The organism is Prevotella sp. oral taxon 299 str. F0039 (assembly GCF_000163055.2).
In the GTDB taxonomy this organism is placed as follows: Bacteria; Bacteroidota; Bacteroidia; order Bacteroidales; family Bacteroidaceae; genus Prevotella.
Genome location: NC_022124.1, coordinates 412753 through 430718, shown reverse-complemented (window position 1 = coordinate 430718; position 17966 = coordinate 412753). Strand labels below are relative to the sequence as shown.

Below are 17966 nucleotides of genomic sequence, written 5' to 3'. Positions count from 1 at the left end.
TGACAATAAAGTAACTCAAACAAAAAAGAGGACATGTATATTGCAATACACACCCTCTTTTATTTATATAGTATTCTTTCTTTAGTAAAAGAACTACTAGAATTCAGATGTAAAGTGGAATTTTATATGCTCAAAGTCTTGTTGTGCCATACTCAAAACATAGCTTGAGTCGGCAAGGAACACATCTCTTCCCTCCTTATCCTTTGCCATATATTGGTATTTTCGTTTCTTGAAGTTCTCTAATTCTGCTTCACTATCAGCCTCAATCCAACAAGCTTTATAAAGATGGACAGGCTCCCAACGACATTTTGCATTGTATTCGTTTTCCAAACGATATTGAATTACCTCGAATTGAAGTTGTCCTACGGTTCCAATAATCTTACGATTGTTAAACTGATTAACAAATAACTGAGCAACACCTTCGTCCATTAGCTGGTCGATACCCTTATTAAGTTGCTTTGTTTTCATTGGATCATCGTTCTCAATATATTTAAACATCTCAGGAGAGAATGATGGTAACCCAAGGAAATGTAATTGCTCTCCATCGGTTATAGTATCACCTATCTTAAAGATACCATTGTCTGGTAAACCAATAATATCACCTGGATATGCCTCATCAATAGTACTTTTACGTTGAGCCATGAACTGTGTGGGAGAAGAAAAGCGTACAGTCTTTCCTAAACGCACATGTAAGTAAGGTTGATTGCGCACAAACTTACCACTACAGATCTTACAGAAAGCAATACAACTACGATGATTTGGGTCGATGTTTGCAGTAATTTTAAAGATAAATCCAGTGAACTTAGGTTCTTCTGGTTTCACTTCTCTCTCTTCAGCTTTAGTTGGACGAGGAGAAGGAGCAATCTCAACAAAACAATCTAGCAATTCTTGTACACCAAAGTTATTCAATGCAGAACCAAAGAAAACAGGTGCGGTTTCTGCTGCTTTATATGAAGCATTGTCGAAAGTTGGATATACTTCTTGAACAAGTTCTAGATCGTCACGCAATTTAGAAGCATCACTATCACCCACACGTGAGTCTAATTCCTTGCTATTGATATCAACTTCTACCTTTTCTGTCACCTTCTGTTTGTTAGGAGTAAAGAGGTCTAACTTCTGTTCATATATATTATAAACACCTTTAAACTTAATTCCTTGATTGATAGGCCACGACAATGGACAGGTTTTAATTTGTAGTTCCTTTTCTAATTCGTCGAGGATATCAAAAGGATCACGTCCTTCTCGATCCATCTTATTAACGAAAATAATAACAGGTGTCTTTCTCATTCTACAAACCTCCATTAGCTTTCGGGTTTGTGTTTCTACACCTTTTGCAGAGTCAACAACAATAATTGCAGAGTCAACAGCGGTCAAAGTACGATAAGTATCTTCAGCAAAGTCTTGGTGACCTGGTGTATCTAGAATATTGATTTTGTAGTTATTATAATCAAACTCCATCACAGATGTAGAAACAGAGATACCTCTTTGTTTCTCAATTTCCATCCAGTCTGAAGTTGCTGTTTTCTTAATTTTATTACTTTTTACGGCTCCTGCAACTTGTATCTGACCTCCGAAGAGAAGGAATTTTTCCGTAAGAGTAGTCTTACCAGCATCAGGGTGTGATATAATTGCAAACGTTCTTCTTCTTTCTATTTCGTTAAGCATATCTATACTTTATTTATTATTCTATTATAATATTATTGCTTAAGTAATTGAATACATTCTTCTAACGAGTCTCTCCAATAAGGTATCTCAATATTATAAGTCTTTTTTATCTTCGTTTTATCAAGTACAGAGAAATGTGGACGTTTCGCAAGGGTTGGGTAGTCGGCAGTATGAATAGGAATCACCTTGCACGAAGTGATCTTAGCAAGTTGATGAATGTGTTTAGTAAAATCAAACCAACTAATAACACCTTCATTCGAGAAATTATAAGTTCCTGGTATTATACCTTGATTTATAATTGTAGTTATAGTCTTTGCCAAATCTCTAGCATAAGTTGGAGAGCCTATTTGGTCAAATATTACACCAAGATTTGCTTTCTCTTTACCTAACTTTATCATTGTTTTTACAAAATTCTTTCCAAATGAAGAATAAACCCATGCAGTACGAATAATAACATGTCGTTTACAAGAGTTACAAACATTTTGTTCCCCTGCTATCTTACTTTTTCCGTAAATAGTTACAGGATTAGGATTATCTTGTTCTGTATAGGGAATATTACTGATGCCATCAAAAACATAATCGGTTGAAATATGAATAATAAATCCACCAACTTTCTCAATGGCTTGTGCTAAATATTGAGGTGCATCTCTATTAACCTTATAACAAACCTCTATATCTTCTTCTGCCTTATCTACATTGGTATAAGCTGCACAGTTAATAATTCCATCAATACTATTACTCATAACAAATTGCTCTATAGCCTTTTTGTCAGTAATATCTAATTCGTTTATATCTAGGTTAAACCATTGGTGGTGGGATTCTTGTGCTTGAAGTGCAACAATTTCGCTTCCTAATTGTCCATTAGAACCTGTTACTAAAATTCTCATATCTATGATGTTTATGTTCTAAAACTAGAAAAATTATTCAAAAATCAATCCTTCTGTTTTATCTTTTATGTAATAATCAGAAAGCATACCAATAAAAATAGTAATCTCTTTGATGGCATTTTCTGTATTTACAGACAATGGCTTGCCTTGTAGTTTCAGCATCATTACACCATAAAGAGCATTTAAACATGTTTCTATTTCATTGATATCTTTATCTCCTTTATTTCTTAATTCTACAATAAATGGTAGTACTTTATAATATTCGGCATTATAAAAAGGGAACTTAGAACTTTGAAGTAATTGATTATGTAGATCTTTTAAATCTTCTACAAGAATAGAATTAATAGAAAGATGTCCCTTTTCACGTTTACCTTCTTGATTGATCATTCGAATAAGATCACCATACCAATCTATTAAATCTGCCTTTTTCTCTTCCGAATAATCAAATTTAGATATGTATTCGTTTTGTATTCGAGACAAGGAACATTGGTAAGCTCTGATAAGGTCTTCAACTTGCCACATATATAATAGATATTCTGCGATATTTTTTTTTCTTAATTCTTGTGATATGAACATAATAATTAGGTATTTATTCTAAATGAATAAGGATAAAATTTATATTGAAATACTATATAAATTAAATGCAGTTCCGACTAACATAATCGCAGAAAAAATGATAACAATACATCCAATAATCTTATTTATCAATAAAATCCCAGATGTATCAAATTTTTCTCTAATTTGATCTATTAGCCATGTGAGTCCAAACCACCACATAAGTGCTCCTCCAAAAATACAGAAATAACCTACAACCATTTCATAAGGATGATTGGGACGTATAAATGCAAACTGAGCAAAAGAGGCTATAAAGAGGAAAATAATTAAAGGATTAAATATCGTTACCCCTAAAGCTGTCATCATATTATATATTAAACTTCCTTTCTTTTTAACACTTTTATGAAGGTTCTTGGTTGGATTGCTTTTAAAAGAATATATTCCGAAAGCCATAAGAATAAGACTGCCACTGATTTTGAGAATAAAAAGAGCCTGAGGGCTACTCACAAAATCCATAATAAAACTCATTCCAAGACCTGTAATTAAGGCATATAGCATATCACTTATAGCAGCTCCTAATCCTGTAGCAAATCCATACCAACGTCCTTTATTTAGTGTTCTTTGTATACAAAGAATACCAACTGGACCCATTGGTGCAGATGCAATTATACCAATTAATATTCCCTTTAAGATTAAATCTAATATATCAATGTGATTAATATTCAGCAACATAAATGCAAAATTGCAAAAAAAACATCGATTGCACAAATTTTCTATTCAAAAGTTTGTGAGCTTGCATATTTTTAATAACTTTGCGAAACATCTCTAATCTTTAAATAATCAACAATAAACAATATTAAAATATAACAATATGAATGAAGAACCATTAGTAAAGCCTTATGTAATAGGTCTTGATTTAGGAGGCACAAACTCTGTTTTTGGAATTGTAGATAGTAGAGGAGAAATTAAAGCTACAACTGCAATAAAGACAGCTTCGAATAGTGTGGAAGAGTATGTTGAACGAGCTATCGAAGCTCTCCATGTAATAATAGAACAAGTTGGTGGTATAGATACAATTAAAGCTATGGGTATAGGTGCCCCAAATGGAAATTTCTATAGTGGCTCAATAGAATTTGCTCCAAACTTATCTTGGGCACATGATGGAAAAATTCCTCTAGCAAAAATGTTTTCAGAACGTCTAAATAATATTCCTGTAGGTTTAACTAATGATGCGAATGCAGCTGCTATTGGTGAAATGGCATACGGAGTTGCACGCGGAATGAAGAACTTCATCGTTATAACTCTTGGAACAGGTGTTGGTTCTGGAATAGTTATAAATGGCCAGGTAGTTTATGGATGCGATGGTTTCGCAGGAGAATTAGGTCACGTTCCATTCCGTAGAGAAGACGGACGTTCTTGCGGATGCGGTAGAACAGGTTGCTTAGAAACATATTGCTCTGCAACAGGGGTAGCAAGAACTGCACGTGAATTTTTACAAAATTCTGACGAAGACTCTTTATTACGAGAATTAAACCCAGAAGACATTACTTCTTTAGATGTTAGCATCGCAGCAAGCAAAGGTGACAAACTTGCAAAAAGAGTATACGATTTTACAGGAGAGATGCTTGGTGAAGCATGTGCAGACTTTGCAGCTTTCTCTTCTCCAGAAGCATTTATTTTCTTTGGTGGCTTAACAAAAGCTGGCGATTTATTAATGGAACCATTGAAAAGAAGCTTTGACCAACATGTCTTGAAAATTTATAAGAACAAAGCAAAGTTCCTAATTAGTGGACTAGAAGGCTCTTCTGCTGCAGTATTAGGAGCATCTGCTGTAGGATGGGATTTATAATTCGTAAATAATAAAGATCCCCTTAAGACTAAGCGATATCATCTTTCTATGATTTTAAATATAGCAAGATGATATCACTTTTATTTTATCTCCAACTCTTATTTTCTCACACCTCTTAGGTCAAAAAAAAGTTTCATTGGGAAGATTTCTTATCACCTTAATTTTGCTTCTTTCTGAATTGAAGATAGATAATAAATCCGCTAGCAATACATAAGAGGCCTATAATGATTAAAGCATCCTTATATTCTTTCATGAATTGAAAAGCACTTGAAATCTGCAACATTACTCCTATATATATAAGGTATAAGCCCGAATCTTTATATAAATATTGTTTCATTCTATATCATAATCTCTTATAAAGCACAAAAATATAATTATCACTTGGGATAGCCAAAAATTAATGAACCATTTATTTGTTAATTAAAGATAATTATTCGATTCTTATAAAATATAATATCTGAAATTCATAAAAAAACACTAACTTTGCATCTCGAATTAATAAACATATTTTTTATAAATTAAAAGTAGTATGAATCATTACGAAACCGTTTTCATTTTAACTCCCGTTTTATCTGATGAACAGATGAAGGAAGCGGTCGCTAAATTCAAAAAGCTTCTTACCGATAATGGTGCTGAAATTTTGAATGAAGAGGCATGGGGATTAAAAAAGATGGCTTATGCTATCGACAAAAAATCTACAGGTTTTTATTGCTTGCTAGAATTCAAGGCTGAGCCTACAATTGTTAACACTCTCGAAATTGGCTATCGTCGTGACGAGAGAGTTATCCGTTTCATTACTGTTAAACTTGACAAGTATGCTGCAGAGTATGCTATCAAGAGAAAAAATAAATACGCTAAAAAACAGGAGGCTTAATCATGGCAGAACAACAAAGCGAAATTCGTTATTTAACCCCACCATCTGTTGACAATAAGAAAAAGAAATATTGTCGTTTCAAAAAGAGTGGTATTAAGTATATCGACTATAAGGATCCTGAGTTCTTGAAAAAGTTTTTAAATGAACAAGGAAAGATTTTACCTCGTAGAATTACAGGTACATCTTTGAAATTCCAAAGACGTGTAGCACAAGCAGTTAAACGTGCTCGTCAAATTGCCTTGCTTCCTTATGTAACAGATTTAATGAAATAAAAGGAGGTACGAAATGGAAATTATACTTAGAGAAGATATTATAGGATTAGGATATAAGAACGATATCGTAAACGTAAAATCAGGTTATGGTCGTAACTACCTTATCCCTACAGGTAAAGCTATTATTGCTTCAGAGTCAGCAAAAAAAGTCTTAGCAGAAAACCTTAAACAACAAGCTCATAAACTTGCTGCAATTAAAGCTAATGCTGAGAAGAAAGCTGCAGAATTAGAAGGCGTTGAACTAACTATCGAAGTTAAAGTATCTGCAACAGGTGCAACTTATGGATCTGTAAATACAGCAATCGTAGCAGAAGAATTAAAGAAAAAAGGTTTTGAAATTGATCGTAAGATTATCACAATGAGTGATATCAAACACGTAGGTGATTTTGAAGCTACTGTTCACTTTCACAAAGAAGTTGAAGCAATCGTACCTGTTAAGGTCGTAGCTGAGGCTACAAAAGAAGAGAAAGAAACAGCTGAGAAATAATAATTTATTGTAACAATTATAACTATACAGTTGTAGTAATATAAAATATCCCGATGGACGTTATGTTTTTCGGGATTTTTTATTCTATAAATATTATTTCATCTAAACAAAATTAAGAACAATACATTATATTTATTGTATCAAATATTATTATAAATAAATAGAATATGAAAGCATTTGTTTTTCCAGGACAAGGAGCTCAATACGTAGGAATGGGCAAAGACTTATATAATTCAAGTATCCTCGCTAAGGAACTATTCGATCAAGCGAATGAAATTCTTGGCTTCAATATCACAGAAATAATGTTTAATGGTACAGATGAGGAACTTAAACAAACTAAAGTAACTCAACCTGCCGTATTCTTAGACAGTGTTATAACGGCATTATCTCTAGAAGATAAGCTTGACGCAGAAATGGTTGCAGGACACTCTTTAGGTGAGTTTTCTGCTTTAGTTGTTTCAGGAGTACTTTCTTTTGAGGATGGTCTTAGACTTGTTGCAGCACGTGCTAACGCAATGCAAAAGGCTTGCGAAGCTACAAAAGGTACAATGGCCGCAATCATTGGACTAGCTGACGAAAAGGTAGAAGAAATTTGTTCATCTATATCTACACCAGAAAATACCGTAGTTGCAGCAAACTATAATTGTCCTGGACAATTGGTTATCTCTGGTAGTATTGATGCAATCAATCTAGCATGTGAGAAAATGAAAGAAGCAGGTGCTAAAAGAGCACTTCCTCTTCCAGTATCAGGTGCATTCCATTCCCCATTAATGCAACCTGCTAAAGAGGAACTTCAAGCTGCAATTGAGAGTGTAACTTTTAATACTCCTCGTATTCCTGTTTATCAAAACGTAGATGCATTAGCACACACTGATCCAGAAGAAATTAAGAGAAACCTAGTTGCTCAATTAACAGGAGCTGTACGTTGGACCTCAACTATCATCAACATGATAGCAAATGGAGCTGATGACTTTACAGAATGTGGACCTGGAAAAGCACTACAAGGAATGATTGGTCGTATCGATAAAACTGTTGCTTCCCACGGAGTAGAATAATATAAATCGTAAAAGAATAGAAGACGATATAAAGGTGAATAAGAAAATAATTATTTATCAAGTCTTTACTCGCCTTTTCGGTAATCGCAATCACAACAACATTGTAAATGGTTCGATTGCCGAAAATGGCGTTGGTAAGATGAATGACTTTAATACATCAACCCTGAAACACATTAAAAGCATGGGATGCACCCATGTTTGGTATACCGGTATAATAAGACACGCAAGCACAACTTCATACGAAGAGTATGGAATCCCAACACAACACTCAGCAATTGTAAAAGGTAAGGCAGGTTCTCCATATGCGATTGTCGATTACTATGATGTAGATCCAGATTTAGCAGAAAACGTTCTAGACAGAATGCAAGAGTTCGAAGCTCTTCTTTCTCGAACAAGTAAGGTTGGATTAAAAACCATTATAGACTTTGTCCCCAACCATGTTGCACGCCAATACAAATCAATAACAAAGCCAGAAGGAGTTGAAGATTTAGGTGAAAATGATGACACTACAAAGAACTTCGATACTAGCAATAATTTTTATTATTGTAATGGTCTTCCTTTTGCCCCATCTTTTAGTTTGTATTCCGAAGCTACAGACACAACTTATTTTGAGCAACCAGCAAAAGCAACAGGTAACGATTGCTTTGATAATGCACCTAATAAAGACGATTGGTATGAGACCATTAAACTCAATTATGGTGTAGATTATTGCAATCCATGCGGAGAACGGACGGAACATTTTGATCCTATTCCTTCTACATGGAAGAAGATGATCCATATACTTCTATTCTGGGCAAGAAAAGGAGTTGATGGATTTAGATGCGATATGGCAGAGATGGTCCCATCGGCATTCTGGACTTACGCTATAAAAGAAGTTAAAAACGAATTTCCATATATTCTTTTTATTGGTGAAGTGTATAATCCTTCATTGTATGAAACCTATTTACAAAGCGGATTCGACTATCTATATGATAAGGTTGGAATGTATGATTGCATTAGAGGTATTATCTCAGGAACAAGAAACCCAACAGAAATTACCAAACAATGGCAAGCTACTGATCATATAAAAAACAAAATGCTTTATTTCCTAGAGAATCATGATGAACAACGAATTGCATCTCCTTTCTTTGCAAATGATGCAGAAAAGGGGTTCCCAGGAGTTGTTGTTAGCTCTCTATTATTACCTAATCCTTTTATGCTTTATGCGGGACAAGAGCTAGGTGAGCCAGGAATGGATTCTGAAGGATTCAGTGGAAGGGATGGAAGAACAACCATCTTTGATTACTGGGAAATTGATAAACTTTATAGAGGTTACTATAAGAAGAATGCATTAACAGCTCAAGAAAAAGTTATATGGGATAAATATAATACTATATTACGTATTGCGAGCAAAGAGAAAGTGGTCTCTGTTGGTTCTTTCTTTGATTTGATGTATGCCAACCCGTTGACTTCTAACTTCAATTCAAACTCTCTGTACGCTTTCATTCGTGCATATAAACAAGAAATTTTGTTAGTTATTGCCAATTTCTCAGATTTAGAAATGCAATGCGCTATTAATATTCCTCGACACGCCTTCGAATATCTTTCATTATCAGAAGGACAAGTAAATGCTGTTGATTTATTAACAGGTGAAACCACTATCCAAATGTTCTCTTCTGAGAAACCTTTCAAAGTGGGGATTGACCCTTATGGTGCTAGAGTTTATAAGTTTATCTTATAAAGTTCATAAAATAATTTATACAAAATGGTGTTTTCTTTGTCTATAAGGGAACATCATTTTTTTTATTCAATAAAAATAACTTACTTTGTAGGTGATATCTTATGATTGACAACAAGCTAACACCGGTTTTAACTATAACAGGTTCTGATGGCACGGGTACTTCAGGCATACAAGCTGATATAAAGGTATTTGAAGAGCTAGGTATCCCATCTGTTTCCGTAATAACAAGTATTACGGTTCAGAACACTTTGGGTATTCAAGAATTCTTCGATCTGCCATCAAATATCATTGAATCTCAAATAGAAGCACTTGTAAACGATACCCAAGCAAAGATATTAAAGCTTGGTATGATTAGAAATGTGAATGTCCTAAAGGTCATTTGTGATATGATTTCGAAATATAACATACAATCAGTTATATACAATCCCATCGTTTATTCTAGTAATGGTGATGAGCTTATGAGTCAAGATGTCATATCTCAAATAAAGAATCGTTTATTGCCTTTATCAACCATTGTTGTAATAAGAAATATCGATGCCGAGTATATTTTAGGTATAACCATTGAGTCTGACAAGGATAAAACGACAGCAATAGAGCAATTAAAAACCTTTGGTTGCAAAGAAGTTGTATTGGTAGACAGTTTCTTCCACGGAAAAAATAACTATTTTTCTTCAGCCGTTGCATCTTATTTAAGCAAGAATAATTCTCTTGAAGATGCCATCAATAATGCCTATTTGTTTGCTGCAGAGAAAGAAAAAGAAAAGAGAGTAGTTTCCGAGCGTATCAACCTTTTATACCAAGAGTTTATAGATGCTGTTTCGAAATATTACAAAGACAATCGTGACGTACGCTTCTATTCCGACTTATTCAATGTAAGCAGTCGATATTTATCACAGGTAACAAAGGCCGTTAGCAACAAAACTCCTAAAACAATTATAGAAGATTATCTTATAGAACAGATAGAACTTGATTTACAGAATTCTTTTTCTACTATTCAAGAGATAGCCTATAGAAATGGCTTTTCATCACAAGCACATTTCACGAAGTTCTTTAAAAAGAAAGTAGGAGTTCCCCCAAGTAATTTTAGAAAGAAAAAATAAATATTGAATTATGAAGGAAAACAGACAAAGTCTTAATCGAAATTTAGCTCAAATGCTAAAAGGTGGAGTTATTATGGACGTAACAACTCCAGAACAAGCACGTATTGCAGAAGCCGCAGGTGCATGTGCAGTTATGGCGCTAGAACGTATTCCAGCAGATATTAGAGCAGCTGGTGGTGTTGCACGTATGAGCGATCCAAAAATGATTAAGAGCATACAAGAAGTTGTTAGTATTCCTGTTATGGCAAAATGCCGTATAGGCCACTTTGCAGAAGCTCAAATACTTCAAGCAATTGAGATAGATTATATCGATGAAAGTGAAGTTCTTTCACCAGCAGACAACATCTATCACATCAACAAAAATGAGTTTACAGTTCCTTTTGTTTGTGGTGCTAAGGATTTAGGAGAGGCTCTTCGCAGAATAGCAGAAGGCGCAACAATGATTAGAACCAAAGGAGAACCAGGAACAGGAGATATCATTCAGGCTGTACGTCATATGCGTATGATGCAAAGTGAGATTCGTCGTATCGTGTCATTAACCGAAGGTGAGTTATTCGAAGCAGCAAAACAACTACAATCTCCTTATGAATTAGTGAAGTATGTTCACGATAATGGTAAGCTACCTGTTGTTAATTTTGCTGCTGGTGGTGTTGCTACTCCTGCAGACGCAGCATTGATGATGCAATTAGGAGCAGAAGGTGTATTCGTTGGAAGTGGTATCTTCAAGAGCGGAAATCCAGAGAAACGTGCTGATGCAATTGTGAAAGCTGTTACTAACTATAAAGACGCTAAGATGATTGCAAAGCTCTCTGAAGATTTAGGAGAAGCTATGGTTGGTATCAACGAGCAAGAGATTGAGTTGTTAATGGCTGAAAGAGGCAAATGAAAAAAATTGCAGTTCTAGCCCTTCAAGGTGCTTTTATTGAGCACGAGGAGATGATTAAAAGTCTTGGTAACGTTGAAGTATTTGAAATTCGCAAGAAGGAAGACTGGCAACAACATAAAGACGGTCTTATTATCCCTGGTGGAGAAAGTACCACAATGATAAAACTTTTACACGAACTCGATTTGTTGAACGACATTCAAACTGCAATATCTAACGGATTACCCGTATTTGGAACATGTGCAGGACTTATACTTCTTGCTCAAAACGTAGTGGGAGAGAATAATGTTCAACGTATTGCAACAATGGATATTGAGGTTGTTCGTAACGCATATGGACGTCAATTAGGGTCTTTTGAGACCAATGAAAAGATGAAAAATGTATCGGATAGCTTTCTTATGACATTCATACGAGCACCTTATATCAAATCAGTAGGAAAAGATGTTGAAATATTAGCAGAGGTTGATGGCCATATTGTTGCAGCAAAGCAAGCAAATCAATTGGTTACATCTTTCCACCCAGAACTAGGAAATGACGCAAGTATCCATAATTACTTCCTAGAAAAAATGATAAAATAAAACCATTTCCTACTTCTTAACAGATTTAAGAACGACTAAATAAGATTCATAAATATCTTATTTAGTCGTTGAGTTTACCTAATCTGTATGTTAAATCATTTCTTTCTGGTAAAAATTACATTCTAGTAGCTTTATTCAATAAATAATTATCAAGAAGAACCATAGCTGCCATGGCCTCTACTATAGGAACAGAACGAGGAACTACACATGGATCATGCCTACCTGTTGCAGTAAATTCAATATTACACCCGTCACTATCAATCGTTTTTTGCTTTTGAAGAATTGTAGCTATAGGTTTGAACGCCACATTAAAATAGATATCTTCTCCATTACTAATACCACCTTGTATTCCACCGCTACTATTTGTTCGAGTACTAATCTTATCCTCTATCCTACTCCATTCGTCATTCATCTCACTTCCATAAGCTCTAGCTGAAGCAAAACCCGCACCATATTCAAAACCCTTAGCAGCATTAATGCTCAACATAGCAGAACCTAATTGAGCATGAAGTTTAGCAAATTCGGGATTACCAAGTCCAATAGGACAACCTTTTACCACACAAGTGACTACACCGCCCACGCTATTTCCACTTGCTTTTGTCTCTTTAATAAGCTGTTGCATCTCTAATGCCATCTGCTCATCAGGGCATCTCACAGAATTGGTTTCAATATTAGTAAGATTCAATTCTGAGTAGTGTTTATTTAGACACAAATTTCCCACTTGGGAAACATAGGCTTCTATACTTACATCAATTTGTCTTAGAGCTAGTTTTGCCAATGCTCCTGCCACTACACGAGCTATTGTTACACGGGCAGAGGAACGGCCACCTCCCCGATAATCACGAATTCCAAACTTTCTAAAGTAAGTAAAATCAGCATGAGAAGGGCGGAAAATATTCTTTAACGATTCATAGTCTGAACTATTTTGTGTGCAATTTGGAACAATAAAAGCAATAGGAGCACCTGTTGATTGTCCATTGAAAATACCACTTAAGAATTGCACTCTATCTTTTTCTTTGCGTGAGGTCGATAAAGAACTCTGCCCTGGACGACGGCGATTTAATTCTGCTTGAACAAAATCAATATCAATATCAATACAAGAAGGCATACCATCTATTACTCCACCAATAACTTCTCCATGACTTTCACCAAACGAAGTGAGTTTAAAAAGATTACCAAAACTATTGCTTGACATTTATTATTTATCTATTTAAATCTTATAAAATATCATCAAAAGTACAAATACAATTCATAAAATACTTTCCTCTTATCCTAATAAAAGAATAAGTGGAATAAATAGACAATTAATATATCTTATTCTTCCACTTATCTATCAGTATCTTTTCGTAATAACTAATGTCCACATCCACAACTATGCTCATGGTCATGATCATGTTCTCCACATCCACAACTATGTCCATGGCCATGCTCATTATGTCCACAGCCACCTCCACAGCATCCACCACCGCAACTTTCATCACCCGAAATGCGATTAATCATTTCTTGAATTTCTTCTTTTGTAGCCTCACGAGCTTCAACAATAGAGCCCTTGAAGTTAAGAGTTTTACCTGCTAGAGGATGATTTAAGTCCATTTTTACAATGTCATCGGTAATCTCAAGCACACGACCATTAAAGCGATGTCCATCTTCATTTTGTAAAGGAACAATGGCGTCAACAAAAATATTGTCGTGATCGAAGTGACCATTTACTGTAAAAATCTCCTTTTCTAAATCTAAAACACGATCTGCAAGATGGTCACCATAAGCCTCAGAAGGCAACAATGTGAAGTTGAAAGTATCACCTTCATTTAGTCCTGCAACTTCTCTTTCAAAAGCATCGATGGTTAATCCAAATCCACTTAAAAAAGAAAAAGGCTTATCTACTGGTGCTTCTTCTACTAAAGAAACTTGGTCTCCGTCTACTGTATATAACTTATAACTAACAGCTATATATTTATCCTTATTATTTCCCATTTTTTATTTATAATTAGATTTATGCAAAGTTACGAAAAAGAATGTAGGTTTCCTTATAAAAACACATTTTATTTAAGATATAACCAAGGAAGCATACTCTACTCTTTTCAACACTTGCTATTTAGTTGTCCTATAAATAATAAAGTAGACTAAACTATATATCAATATAATTTAGTCTACTTCCTACGAAAAGAATTCTATCATTAGTTTTTGAAGAAATCCTTAACAGCTTCGTTTGCTACCATTTTCTCATCAAAAACGTAAGCACCTGTTTTGGGACTCTTCACCATTTTGATTACTTTTGAATATGCGCGTCCGTCCGTTGAACCTTCATGGAGAGATGCGACCGCTTTCTTTGCCATAATTCTAAATATTTAATTGAGTTAGAATAACTTCTTATTTAATCTCTTTGTGAAGAGTCATTCTTCTCAAAATAGGATTATACTTCTTCATTTCGAGACGCTCTGGAGTGTTCTTACGATTCTTTGTCGTAACATAACGGCTTGTTCCAGGCAATCCACTACTTTTAATCTCAGTGCATTCGAGTATCACTTGTACTCTATTACCTTTTGCTTTTTTTGCCATAATTGATTATTCTCCTATAACTTTTATGTCTTTCCAGTCACAATAACCTTTTGAAACGGCTTGTCTTAAGGCTGCATCGAGACCAACTTTATTTATGAGACGAAGACCAGCTGCACTGATCTTAAGGCTAATCCAACATGCCTCTTCAACATAATAGAATTTCTTCTTGAAGAGATTCACGTCAAAACTACGCTTTGTACGATGCTTTGAGTGAGATACGTTGCAGCCTATTTGGGCTTTCTTTCCCGTGATTTGACAAATCTTAGACATTGCTATCTTTAAATTTTGTATTCGTTTTTTGATACTTATTCCAAACAGTTTGCAAAATTACAAATATTTATCGAAAATACAAAAGAATAGACCTTTTAAAGTCTCCAATTAAGTTTTTTTTTCTTTTAAAGGAGTATTTTGCTTAAGTATTGACTAGAAATTATTCTTCATCAACCATTATTTCCTCTTTTAGAAAGTCGAGGAACAATTGTAATGCCTTTTGAGTTGCTGCTGTAATATTCAAATCTCGCCCATTATCTTCCTCGATCTTAAATGTTCGGATATTATCGGTTGTTCCATAAGCAATCCATATTGTTCCTACAGGGGCATTGGGCAAAGCACCAGCAGGACCTGCAATTCCTGTTGTTACTATAGCATGTGTTACATTAAGAGCTTTGCAAGCACCTTTCACCATAGCAATTGCCACTTCTTCACTAACGGCTGTTTTTTCTTCAATTAGTTGTGCTTCAACTCCTAATATATTTTCTTTTACTTCGTTTGAGTAAGCTATTACGCTTCCTTTATAATAATTAGAAGAGCCAGGAACCGACATTATTGTCTCTGCTACTCTACCTCCTGTACAACTCTCTGCAGTTCCTAAAGAACGTTGTGTGCCATCATAATTGTAAAGATACTCTTGTATCTGCTTACTTAAAACTTTACTTTCTAATTCCATTATTCAAATGTTACTTTACTAAATGCGGGTTTATCTATTGTGCAAAACGCACCATCTAAATACTTATAATAACCTGTTATTCCAATCATTGCTGCATTATCGGTTGTATAACCGAACTTAGGAATATAGATTGTCCATCCATATTTCTCTGCATGTTCTTTGAATGCGTTGCGCAACCCATTATTTGCAGATACACCACCAGCAACTGCAACATGCTTAATGCCTGTTTCTTTCACTGCTGCCTTTAGCTTTTTCATCAAGATATCCACTATTGTGAATTCTAAACTTGCTGCAATATCTTCTTTATTGTCTTCGATAAAATTTGGATTTTCTGCAATCCATTTACGCATATTATATAGGAATGAGGTTTTAAGACCAGAAAAACTATAATCAAATCCTGGTATATTGGGTTCTGCAAACTTATATGCATGAGGATTACCTTGACGTGCTAAGCGGTCGATTATTGGTCCCCCAGGATAACCTAAGCCCATCACTTTTGAGCATTTATCAATGGCTTCACCTGCCGCATCATCTATGGTTTGTCCTAATACCTCCATATTATTATAAGCGTTTACCTTCACTATTTGAGAGTTTCCGCCACTTACTAATAAGCAAAGGAAAGGCAATGGAGGAATAGCATTATCGTTATCAGGTTCTTTTATAAAGTGAGCCATAACGTGACCTTGTAGGTGGTTCACATCAATCAAAGGTATTCCTAGAGCTTGCGATAATCCTTTTGCAAAGCTAACCCCTACCAATAGCGAACCCATTAAACCAGGACCACGAGTAAAAGCGATTGCACTTAATTGTTCTTTTGTTATTCCTGCTTTCTTTAAAGCATGATCAACTACAGGCACAATATTTTGTTGATGCGCACGAGAGGCAAGCTCTGGCACTACACCACCATAGGCTTTATGTACGTCTTGCGAAGATGTTACATTACTTAGAAGCACATCATTGCGCAAAACAGCTGCCGAAGTGTCATCACAACTACTTTCTATACCTAATATATAAATATCTTTTTCTTTCATTATAGTATTATTATTTAATAGGTAAGGATTTCTACTCCATGCTCAGTCATCACGAAGGTGTGTTCCCATTGAGCTGAAGGTAACTCGTCACCAGAGATAATTTCCCATCCAAATGGGTCTTCCGAATCTAAGAATACCTGCCATGTTCCCATGTTAATCATAGGTTCAATAGTAAATACCATACCAGGAACAAGAAGCATTCCTGTACCTTTTTTACCATAATGTGTAATGTCTGGCTTCTCATGGAACTTCAATCCTACACCATGACCACATAGATCTCGCACCACACCATAATTATATTTATTAGCATGTTGCTCTATTGCATAACCAATATCTCCCACAAAACAATATGGTTTTGCAGCCTCTGCACCTATTTCTAAGCATTCTTTTGCCACTCTAACCAACTGCTCTTTTTCTGGAGTTGTTTTACCTATTATAAACATACGTGATGCGTCTGCATAATAACCATCGAGAATAGTTGTAAAATCGACATTGATAATGTCTCCGTCTTCCAACACATCTTCTTCTTTTGGAATACCATGACACACCACTTCATTAATGCTTGTACAAACGCTTTTGGGGTATCCTTCATAGTTTAAACATGCTGGAGTTGCGCCATAAGCGGTGCAATAGTCGTAGCATATCTTATCTATTTCTAGTGTATTCATACCTGCTTTTATGTGTTTTGCAACTTCGTCTAACACACCTGTATTGATAACACCAGCTCGTTTAATACCTTCTATCTGTTCGGGAGTTTTAATTAAGTCACGAGTAGGAACTTCTTTACCTTTACTTTCCCAATACATCACCTTCTTGTCAAGCTCGGTTATATCCTTTCCCGGCAAGAGAGTCCATCTTCTTTTTATAGACTTCATGTTTCTCTTTATTAATATTACTGGTATAACCAGCGATGAATTTCACTACAAAGTTAGTGTTTTTTCTGCAAAAATCATTCACTTTGCATACTTATATTGCATTGTTCTTTTTCGTATTTTTACAACAGAAAAGATACGACTACATTAATATCGTTTTATGGCTCTATCCATTTCACGACGGTCTTCTTTTTCTTTTAGTGTTTGACGTTTATCGTATTCTTTCTTTCCTCGTGCCAAAGCGATGTTCACTTTCGCACGTCCATTCTGGTCAATAAACAACAATATCGGAACAATTGTTACACCCACAGATTTCGTTTCCTCTTCTAATCGGCGTATTTCTCTTTTCTTTAATAACAGCTTTCTATCTCTTTTGGCTTCATGATTGGTAAAAGAGCCATAAAAATAAGGGGTGATATTCATTCCTTTCACCCATATTTCTCCATCATGAATATAACAGAATGTATCAACCAAAGAGGCCTTTCCCTGTCGAATAGACTTTATTTCTGTGCCTGTAAGCACAATTCCTGCGGTAAAGGTATCGATAAAGAAATAATCGAAAGATGCTTTTCTATTTTTTATTTGTATTGAACTCTTTTTATCTGAGTTTTTCTTTTCGTTTGCCATAATGCA

The 17966-nt window shown here is 35.0% G+C and carries 22 protein-coding genes; 9 read left to right on the top strand and 13 right to left on the bottom strand.

Annotation, left to right across the window (positions count from 1 at the left end; translation table 11 throughout):
* Positions 1 to 96: 96 nt before the first annotated feature.
* From HMPREF0669_RS01755 to HMPREF0669_RS01740, 4 genes are read right to left on the bottom strand one after another with little or no spacing between them, the layout of a single operon-like run.
* Positions 97 to 1665, bottom strand: a complete 1569-nt coding sequence (locus HMPREF0669_RS01755; RefSeq protein WP_009228783.1) for a peptide chain release factor 3 — start codon at positions 1663 to 1665, stop codon at positions 97 to 99.
* A gap of 32 nt (positions 1666 to 1697) precedes the next feature.
* Positions 1698 to 2552, bottom strand: a complete 855-nt coding sequence (gene rfbD, locus HMPREF0669_RS01750; RefSeq protein ID WP_009228784.1) for a dTDP-4-dehydrorhamnose reductase — start codon at positions 2550 to 2552, stop codon at positions 1698 to 1700.
* A 33-nt stretch (positions 2553 to 2585) separates the two neighbouring features.
* Positions 2586 to 3128 (bottom strand): DUF4924 family protein, encoded by a 543-nt coding sequence (locus HMPREF0669_RS01745; protein WP_009228785.1) that lies wholly within the window; start codon positions 3126 to 3128, stop codon positions 2586 to 2588.
* Positions 3129 to 3167: 39 nt separating this feature from the next.
* Positions 3168 to 3839, bottom strand: coding sequence for a LysE family translocator (locus HMPREF0669_RS01740; RefSeq protein ID WP_020967932.1), 672 nt, complete (start codon positions 3837 to 3839; stop codon positions 3168 to 3170).
* A 139-nt stretch (positions 3840 to 3978) separates the two neighbouring features.
* Here HMPREF0669_RS01740 and HMPREF0669_RS01735 point away from each other — a divergent pair, with 139 nt between their 5' ends.
* From HMPREF0669_RS01735 to pdxT, 9 genes are all read left to right on the top strand, one after another.
* On the top strand, positions 3979 to 4956 hold the full coding sequence (locus tag HMPREF0669_RS01735; protein ID WP_009228787.1) for an ROK family protein: 978 nt from the start codon (positions 3979 to 3981) through the stop codon (positions 4954 to 4956).
* A gap of 529 nt (positions 4957 to 5485) precedes the next feature.
* The gene (rpsF, locus tag HMPREF0669_RS01725) at positions 5486 to 5830 is read left to right on the top strand and encodes a 30S ribosomal protein S6 (RefSeq protein ID WP_009228789.1); all 345 of its coding nucleotides are present in this window, start codon (positions 5486 to 5488) and stop codon (positions 5828 to 5830) included.
* A 2-nt stretch (positions 5831 to 5832) separates the two neighbouring features.
* Positions 5833 to 6102: a 30S ribosomal protein S18 gene (gene rpsR, locus HMPREF0669_RS01720; RefSeq protein ID WP_009228790.1), complete on the top strand. Its 270-nt coding sequence runs from the start codon at positions 5833 to 5835 to the stop codon at positions 6100 to 6102.
* 13 nt (positions 6103 to 6115) lie between these two features.
* Positions 6116 to 6589, top strand: coding sequence for a 50S ribosomal protein L9 (gene rplI, locus HMPREF0669_RS01715; protein WP_009228791.1), 474 nt, complete (start codon positions 6116 to 6118; stop codon positions 6587 to 6589).
* 167 nt (positions 6590 to 6756) lie between these two features.
* The gene (fabD, locus tag HMPREF0669_RS01710; protein WP_009228792.1) at positions 6757 to 7644 is read left to right on the top strand and encodes an ACP S-malonyltransferase; all 888 of its coding nucleotides are present in this window, start codon (positions 6757 to 6759) and stop codon (positions 7642 to 7644) included.
* Between the two features lie 34 nt (positions 7645 to 7678).
* Positions 7679 to 9364, top strand: a complete 1686-nt coding sequence (locus HMPREF0669_RS01705) for an alpha-amylase family protein (protein WP_009228793.1) — start codon at positions 7679 to 7681, stop codon at positions 9362 to 9364.
* 101 nt (positions 9365 to 9465) lie between these two features.
* The gene (locus HMPREF0669_RS01700; RefSeq protein WP_009228794.1) at positions 9466 to 10464 is read left to right on the top strand and encodes a bifunctional hydroxymethylpyrimidine kinase/phosphomethylpyrimidine kinase; all 999 of its coding nucleotides are present in this window, start codon (positions 9466 to 9468) and stop codon (positions 10462 to 10464) included.
* 10 nt (positions 10465 to 10474) lie between these two features.
* Positions 10475 to 11350: a pyridoxal 5'-phosphate synthase lyase subunit PdxS gene (gene pdxS / locus HMPREF0669_RS01695; protein WP_009228795.1), complete on the top strand. Its 876-nt coding sequence runs from the start codon at positions 10475 to 10477 to the stop codon at positions 11348 to 11350.
* Positions 11347 to 11925, top strand: coding sequence for a pyridoxal 5'-phosphate synthase glutaminase subunit PdxT (gene pdxT / locus HMPREF0669_RS01690; protein WP_009228796.1), 579 nt, complete (start codon positions 11347 to 11349; stop codon positions 11923 to 11925). The genes pdxS and pdxT overlap by 4 nt, the downstream gene beginning before the upstream one ends.
* Before the next feature lie 115 nt (positions 11926 to 12040).
* On the opposite strand, the gene aroC is transcribed toward pdxT, so the two are convergent.
* From aroC to smpB, 9 genes are all read right to left on the bottom strand, one after another.
* Complete coding sequence (aroC, locus tag HMPREF0669_RS01685; RefSeq protein WP_009228797.1) at positions 12041 to 13120, bottom strand: chorismate synthase; 1080 nt, start codon at positions 13118 to 13120, stop codon at positions 12041 to 12043.
* A gap of 158 nt (positions 13121 to 13278) precedes the next feature.
* Positions 13279 to 13899, bottom strand: a complete 621-nt coding sequence (locus HMPREF0669_RS01680) for a peptidylprolyl isomerase (RefSeq protein WP_009228798.1) — start codon at positions 13897 to 13899, stop codon at positions 13279 to 13281.
* A 203-nt stretch (positions 13900 to 14102) separates the two neighbouring features.
* The gene (locus HMPREF0669_RS10040) at positions 14103 to 14261 is read right to left on the bottom strand and encodes a DUF4295 domain-containing protein (RefSeq protein ID WP_009228799.1); all 159 of its coding nucleotides are present in this window, start codon (positions 14259 to 14261) and stop codon (positions 14103 to 14105) included.
* Between the two features lie 34 nt (positions 14262 to 14295).
* A complete protein-coding gene (rpmG, locus tag HMPREF0669_RS01675) occupies positions 14296 to 14484 on the bottom strand; it encodes a 50S ribosomal protein L33 (protein WP_009228800.1) in 189 nt (62 codons plus the stop codon).
* A gap of 6 nt (positions 14485 to 14490) precedes the next feature.
* The gene (gene rpmB, locus HMPREF0669_RS01670) at positions 14491 to 14754 is read right to left on the bottom strand and encodes a 50S ribosomal protein L28 (RefSeq protein ID WP_009228801.1); all 264 of its coding nucleotides are present in this window, start codon (positions 14752 to 14754) and stop codon (positions 14491 to 14493) included.
* A 160-nt stretch (positions 14755 to 14914) separates the two neighbouring features.
* Positions 14915 to 15430: a CinA family protein gene (locus tag HMPREF0669_RS01665; protein WP_009228802.1), complete on the bottom strand. Its 516-nt coding sequence runs from the start codon at positions 15428 to 15430 to the stop codon at positions 14915 to 14917.
* On the bottom strand, positions 15430 to 16461 hold the full coding sequence (gene tsaD, locus HMPREF0669_RS01660; RefSeq protein ID WP_009228803.1) for a tRNA (adenosine(37)-N6)-threonylcarbamoyltransferase complex transferase subunit TsaD: 1032 nt from the start codon (positions 16459 to 16461) through the stop codon (positions 15430 to 15432). Before tsaD ends, HMPREF0669_RS01665 begins: the two co-directional genes overlap by 1 nt.
* Positions 16462 to 16475: 14 nt before the next feature.
* Positions 16476 to 17336 carry a type I methionyl aminopeptidase gene (map, locus tag HMPREF0669_RS01655; protein ID WP_009228804.1) on the bottom strand — a complete coding sequence of 287 codons (861 nt, stop codon included), beginning with the start codon at positions 17334 to 17336 and terminating at the stop codon, positions 16476 to 16478.
* Positions 17337 to 17480: 144 nt separating this feature from the next.
* A complete protein-coding gene (smpB, locus tag HMPREF0669_RS01650) occupies positions 17481 to 17960 on the bottom strand; it encodes an SsrA-binding protein SmpB (RefSeq protein ID WP_009228805.1) in 480 nt (159 codons plus the stop codon).
* Between the last annotated feature and the right edge of the window lie 6 nt (positions 17961 to 17966).

Bases quoted from the DNA above. Each gene is read 5' to 3' on its own strand.
- HMPREF0669_RS01755 (WP_009228783.1), bottom strand. From the start codon at position 1,665: ATGCTTAACGAAATAGAAAGAAGAAGAACGTTTGCAATTATATCACAC.
- rfbD (WP_009228784.1), bottom strand. From the start codon at position 2,552: ATGAGAATTTTAGTAACAGGTTCTAATGGACAATTAGGAAGCGAAATT.
- HMPREF0669_RS01745 (WP_009228785.1), bottom strand. From the start codon at position 3,128: ATGTTCATATCACAAGAATTAAGAAAAAAAAATATCGCAGAATATCTA.
- HMPREF0669_RS01740 (WP_020967932.1), bottom strand. From the start codon at position 3,839: ATGTTGCTGAATATTAATCACATTGATATATTAGATTTAATCTTAAAG.
- HMPREF0669_RS01735 (WP_009228787.1), top strand. From the start codon at position 3,979: ATGAATGAAGAACCATTAGTAAAGCCTTATGTAATAGGTCTTGATTTA.
- rpsF (WP_009228789.1), top strand. From the start codon at position 5,486: ATGAATCATTACGAAACCGTTTTCATTTTAACTCCCGTTTTATCTGAT.
- rpsR (WP_009228790.1), top strand. From the start codon at position 5,833: ATGGCAGAACAACAAAGCGAAATTCGTTATTTAACCCCACCATCTGTT.
- rplI (WP_009228791.1), top strand. From the start codon at position 6,116: ATGGAAATTATACTTAGAGAAGATATTATAGGATTAGGATATAAGAAC.
- fabD (WP_009228792.1), top strand. From the start codon at position 6,757: ATGAAAGCATTTGTTTTTCCAGGACAAGGAGCTCAATACGTAGGAATG.
- HMPREF0669_RS01700 (WP_009228794.1), top strand. From the start codon at position 9,466: ATGATTGACAACAAGCTAACACCGGTTTTAACTATAACAGGTTCTGAT.
- pdxS (WP_009228795.1), top strand. From the start codon at position 10,475: ATGAAGGAAAACAGACAAAGTCTTAATCGAAATTTAGCTCAAATGCTA.
- pdxT (WP_009228796.1), top strand. From the start codon at position 11,347: ATGAAAAAAATTGCAGTTCTAGCCCTTCAAGGTGCTTTTATTGAGCAC.
- aroC (WP_009228797.1), bottom strand. From the start codon at position 13,120: ATGTCAAGCAATAGTTTTGGTAATCTTTTTAAACTCACTTCGTTTGGT.
- HMPREF0669_RS01680 (WP_009228798.1), bottom strand. From the start codon at position 13,899: ATGGGAAATAATAAGGATAAATATATAGCTGTTAGTTATAAGTTATAT.
- HMPREF0669_RS10040 (WP_009228799.1), bottom strand. From the start codon at position 14,261: ATGGCAAAGAAAGCGGTCGCATCTCTCCATGAAGGTTCAACGGACGGA.
- rpmG (WP_009228800.1), bottom strand. From the start codon at position 14,484: ATGGCAAAAAAAGCAAAAGGTAATAGAGTACAAGTGATACTCGAATGC.
- rpmB (WP_009228801.1), bottom strand. From the start codon at position 14,754: ATGTCTAAGATTTGTCAAATCACGGGAAAGAAAGCCCAAATAGGCTGC.
- HMPREF0669_RS01665 (WP_009228802.1), bottom strand. From the start codon at position 15,430: ATGGAATTAGAAAGTAAAGTTTTAAGTAAGCAGATACAAGAGTATCTT.
- tsaD (WP_009228803.1), bottom strand. From the start codon at position 16,461: ATGAAAGAAAAAGATATTTATATATTAGGTATAGAAAGTAGTTGTGAT.
- map (WP_009228804.1), bottom strand. From the start codon at position 17,336: ATGAAGTCTATAAAAAGAAGATGGACTCTCTTGCCGGGAAAGGATATA.
- smpB (WP_009228805.1), bottom strand. From the start codon at position 17,960: ATGGCAAACGAAAAGAAAAACTCAGATAAAAAGAGTTCAATACAAATA.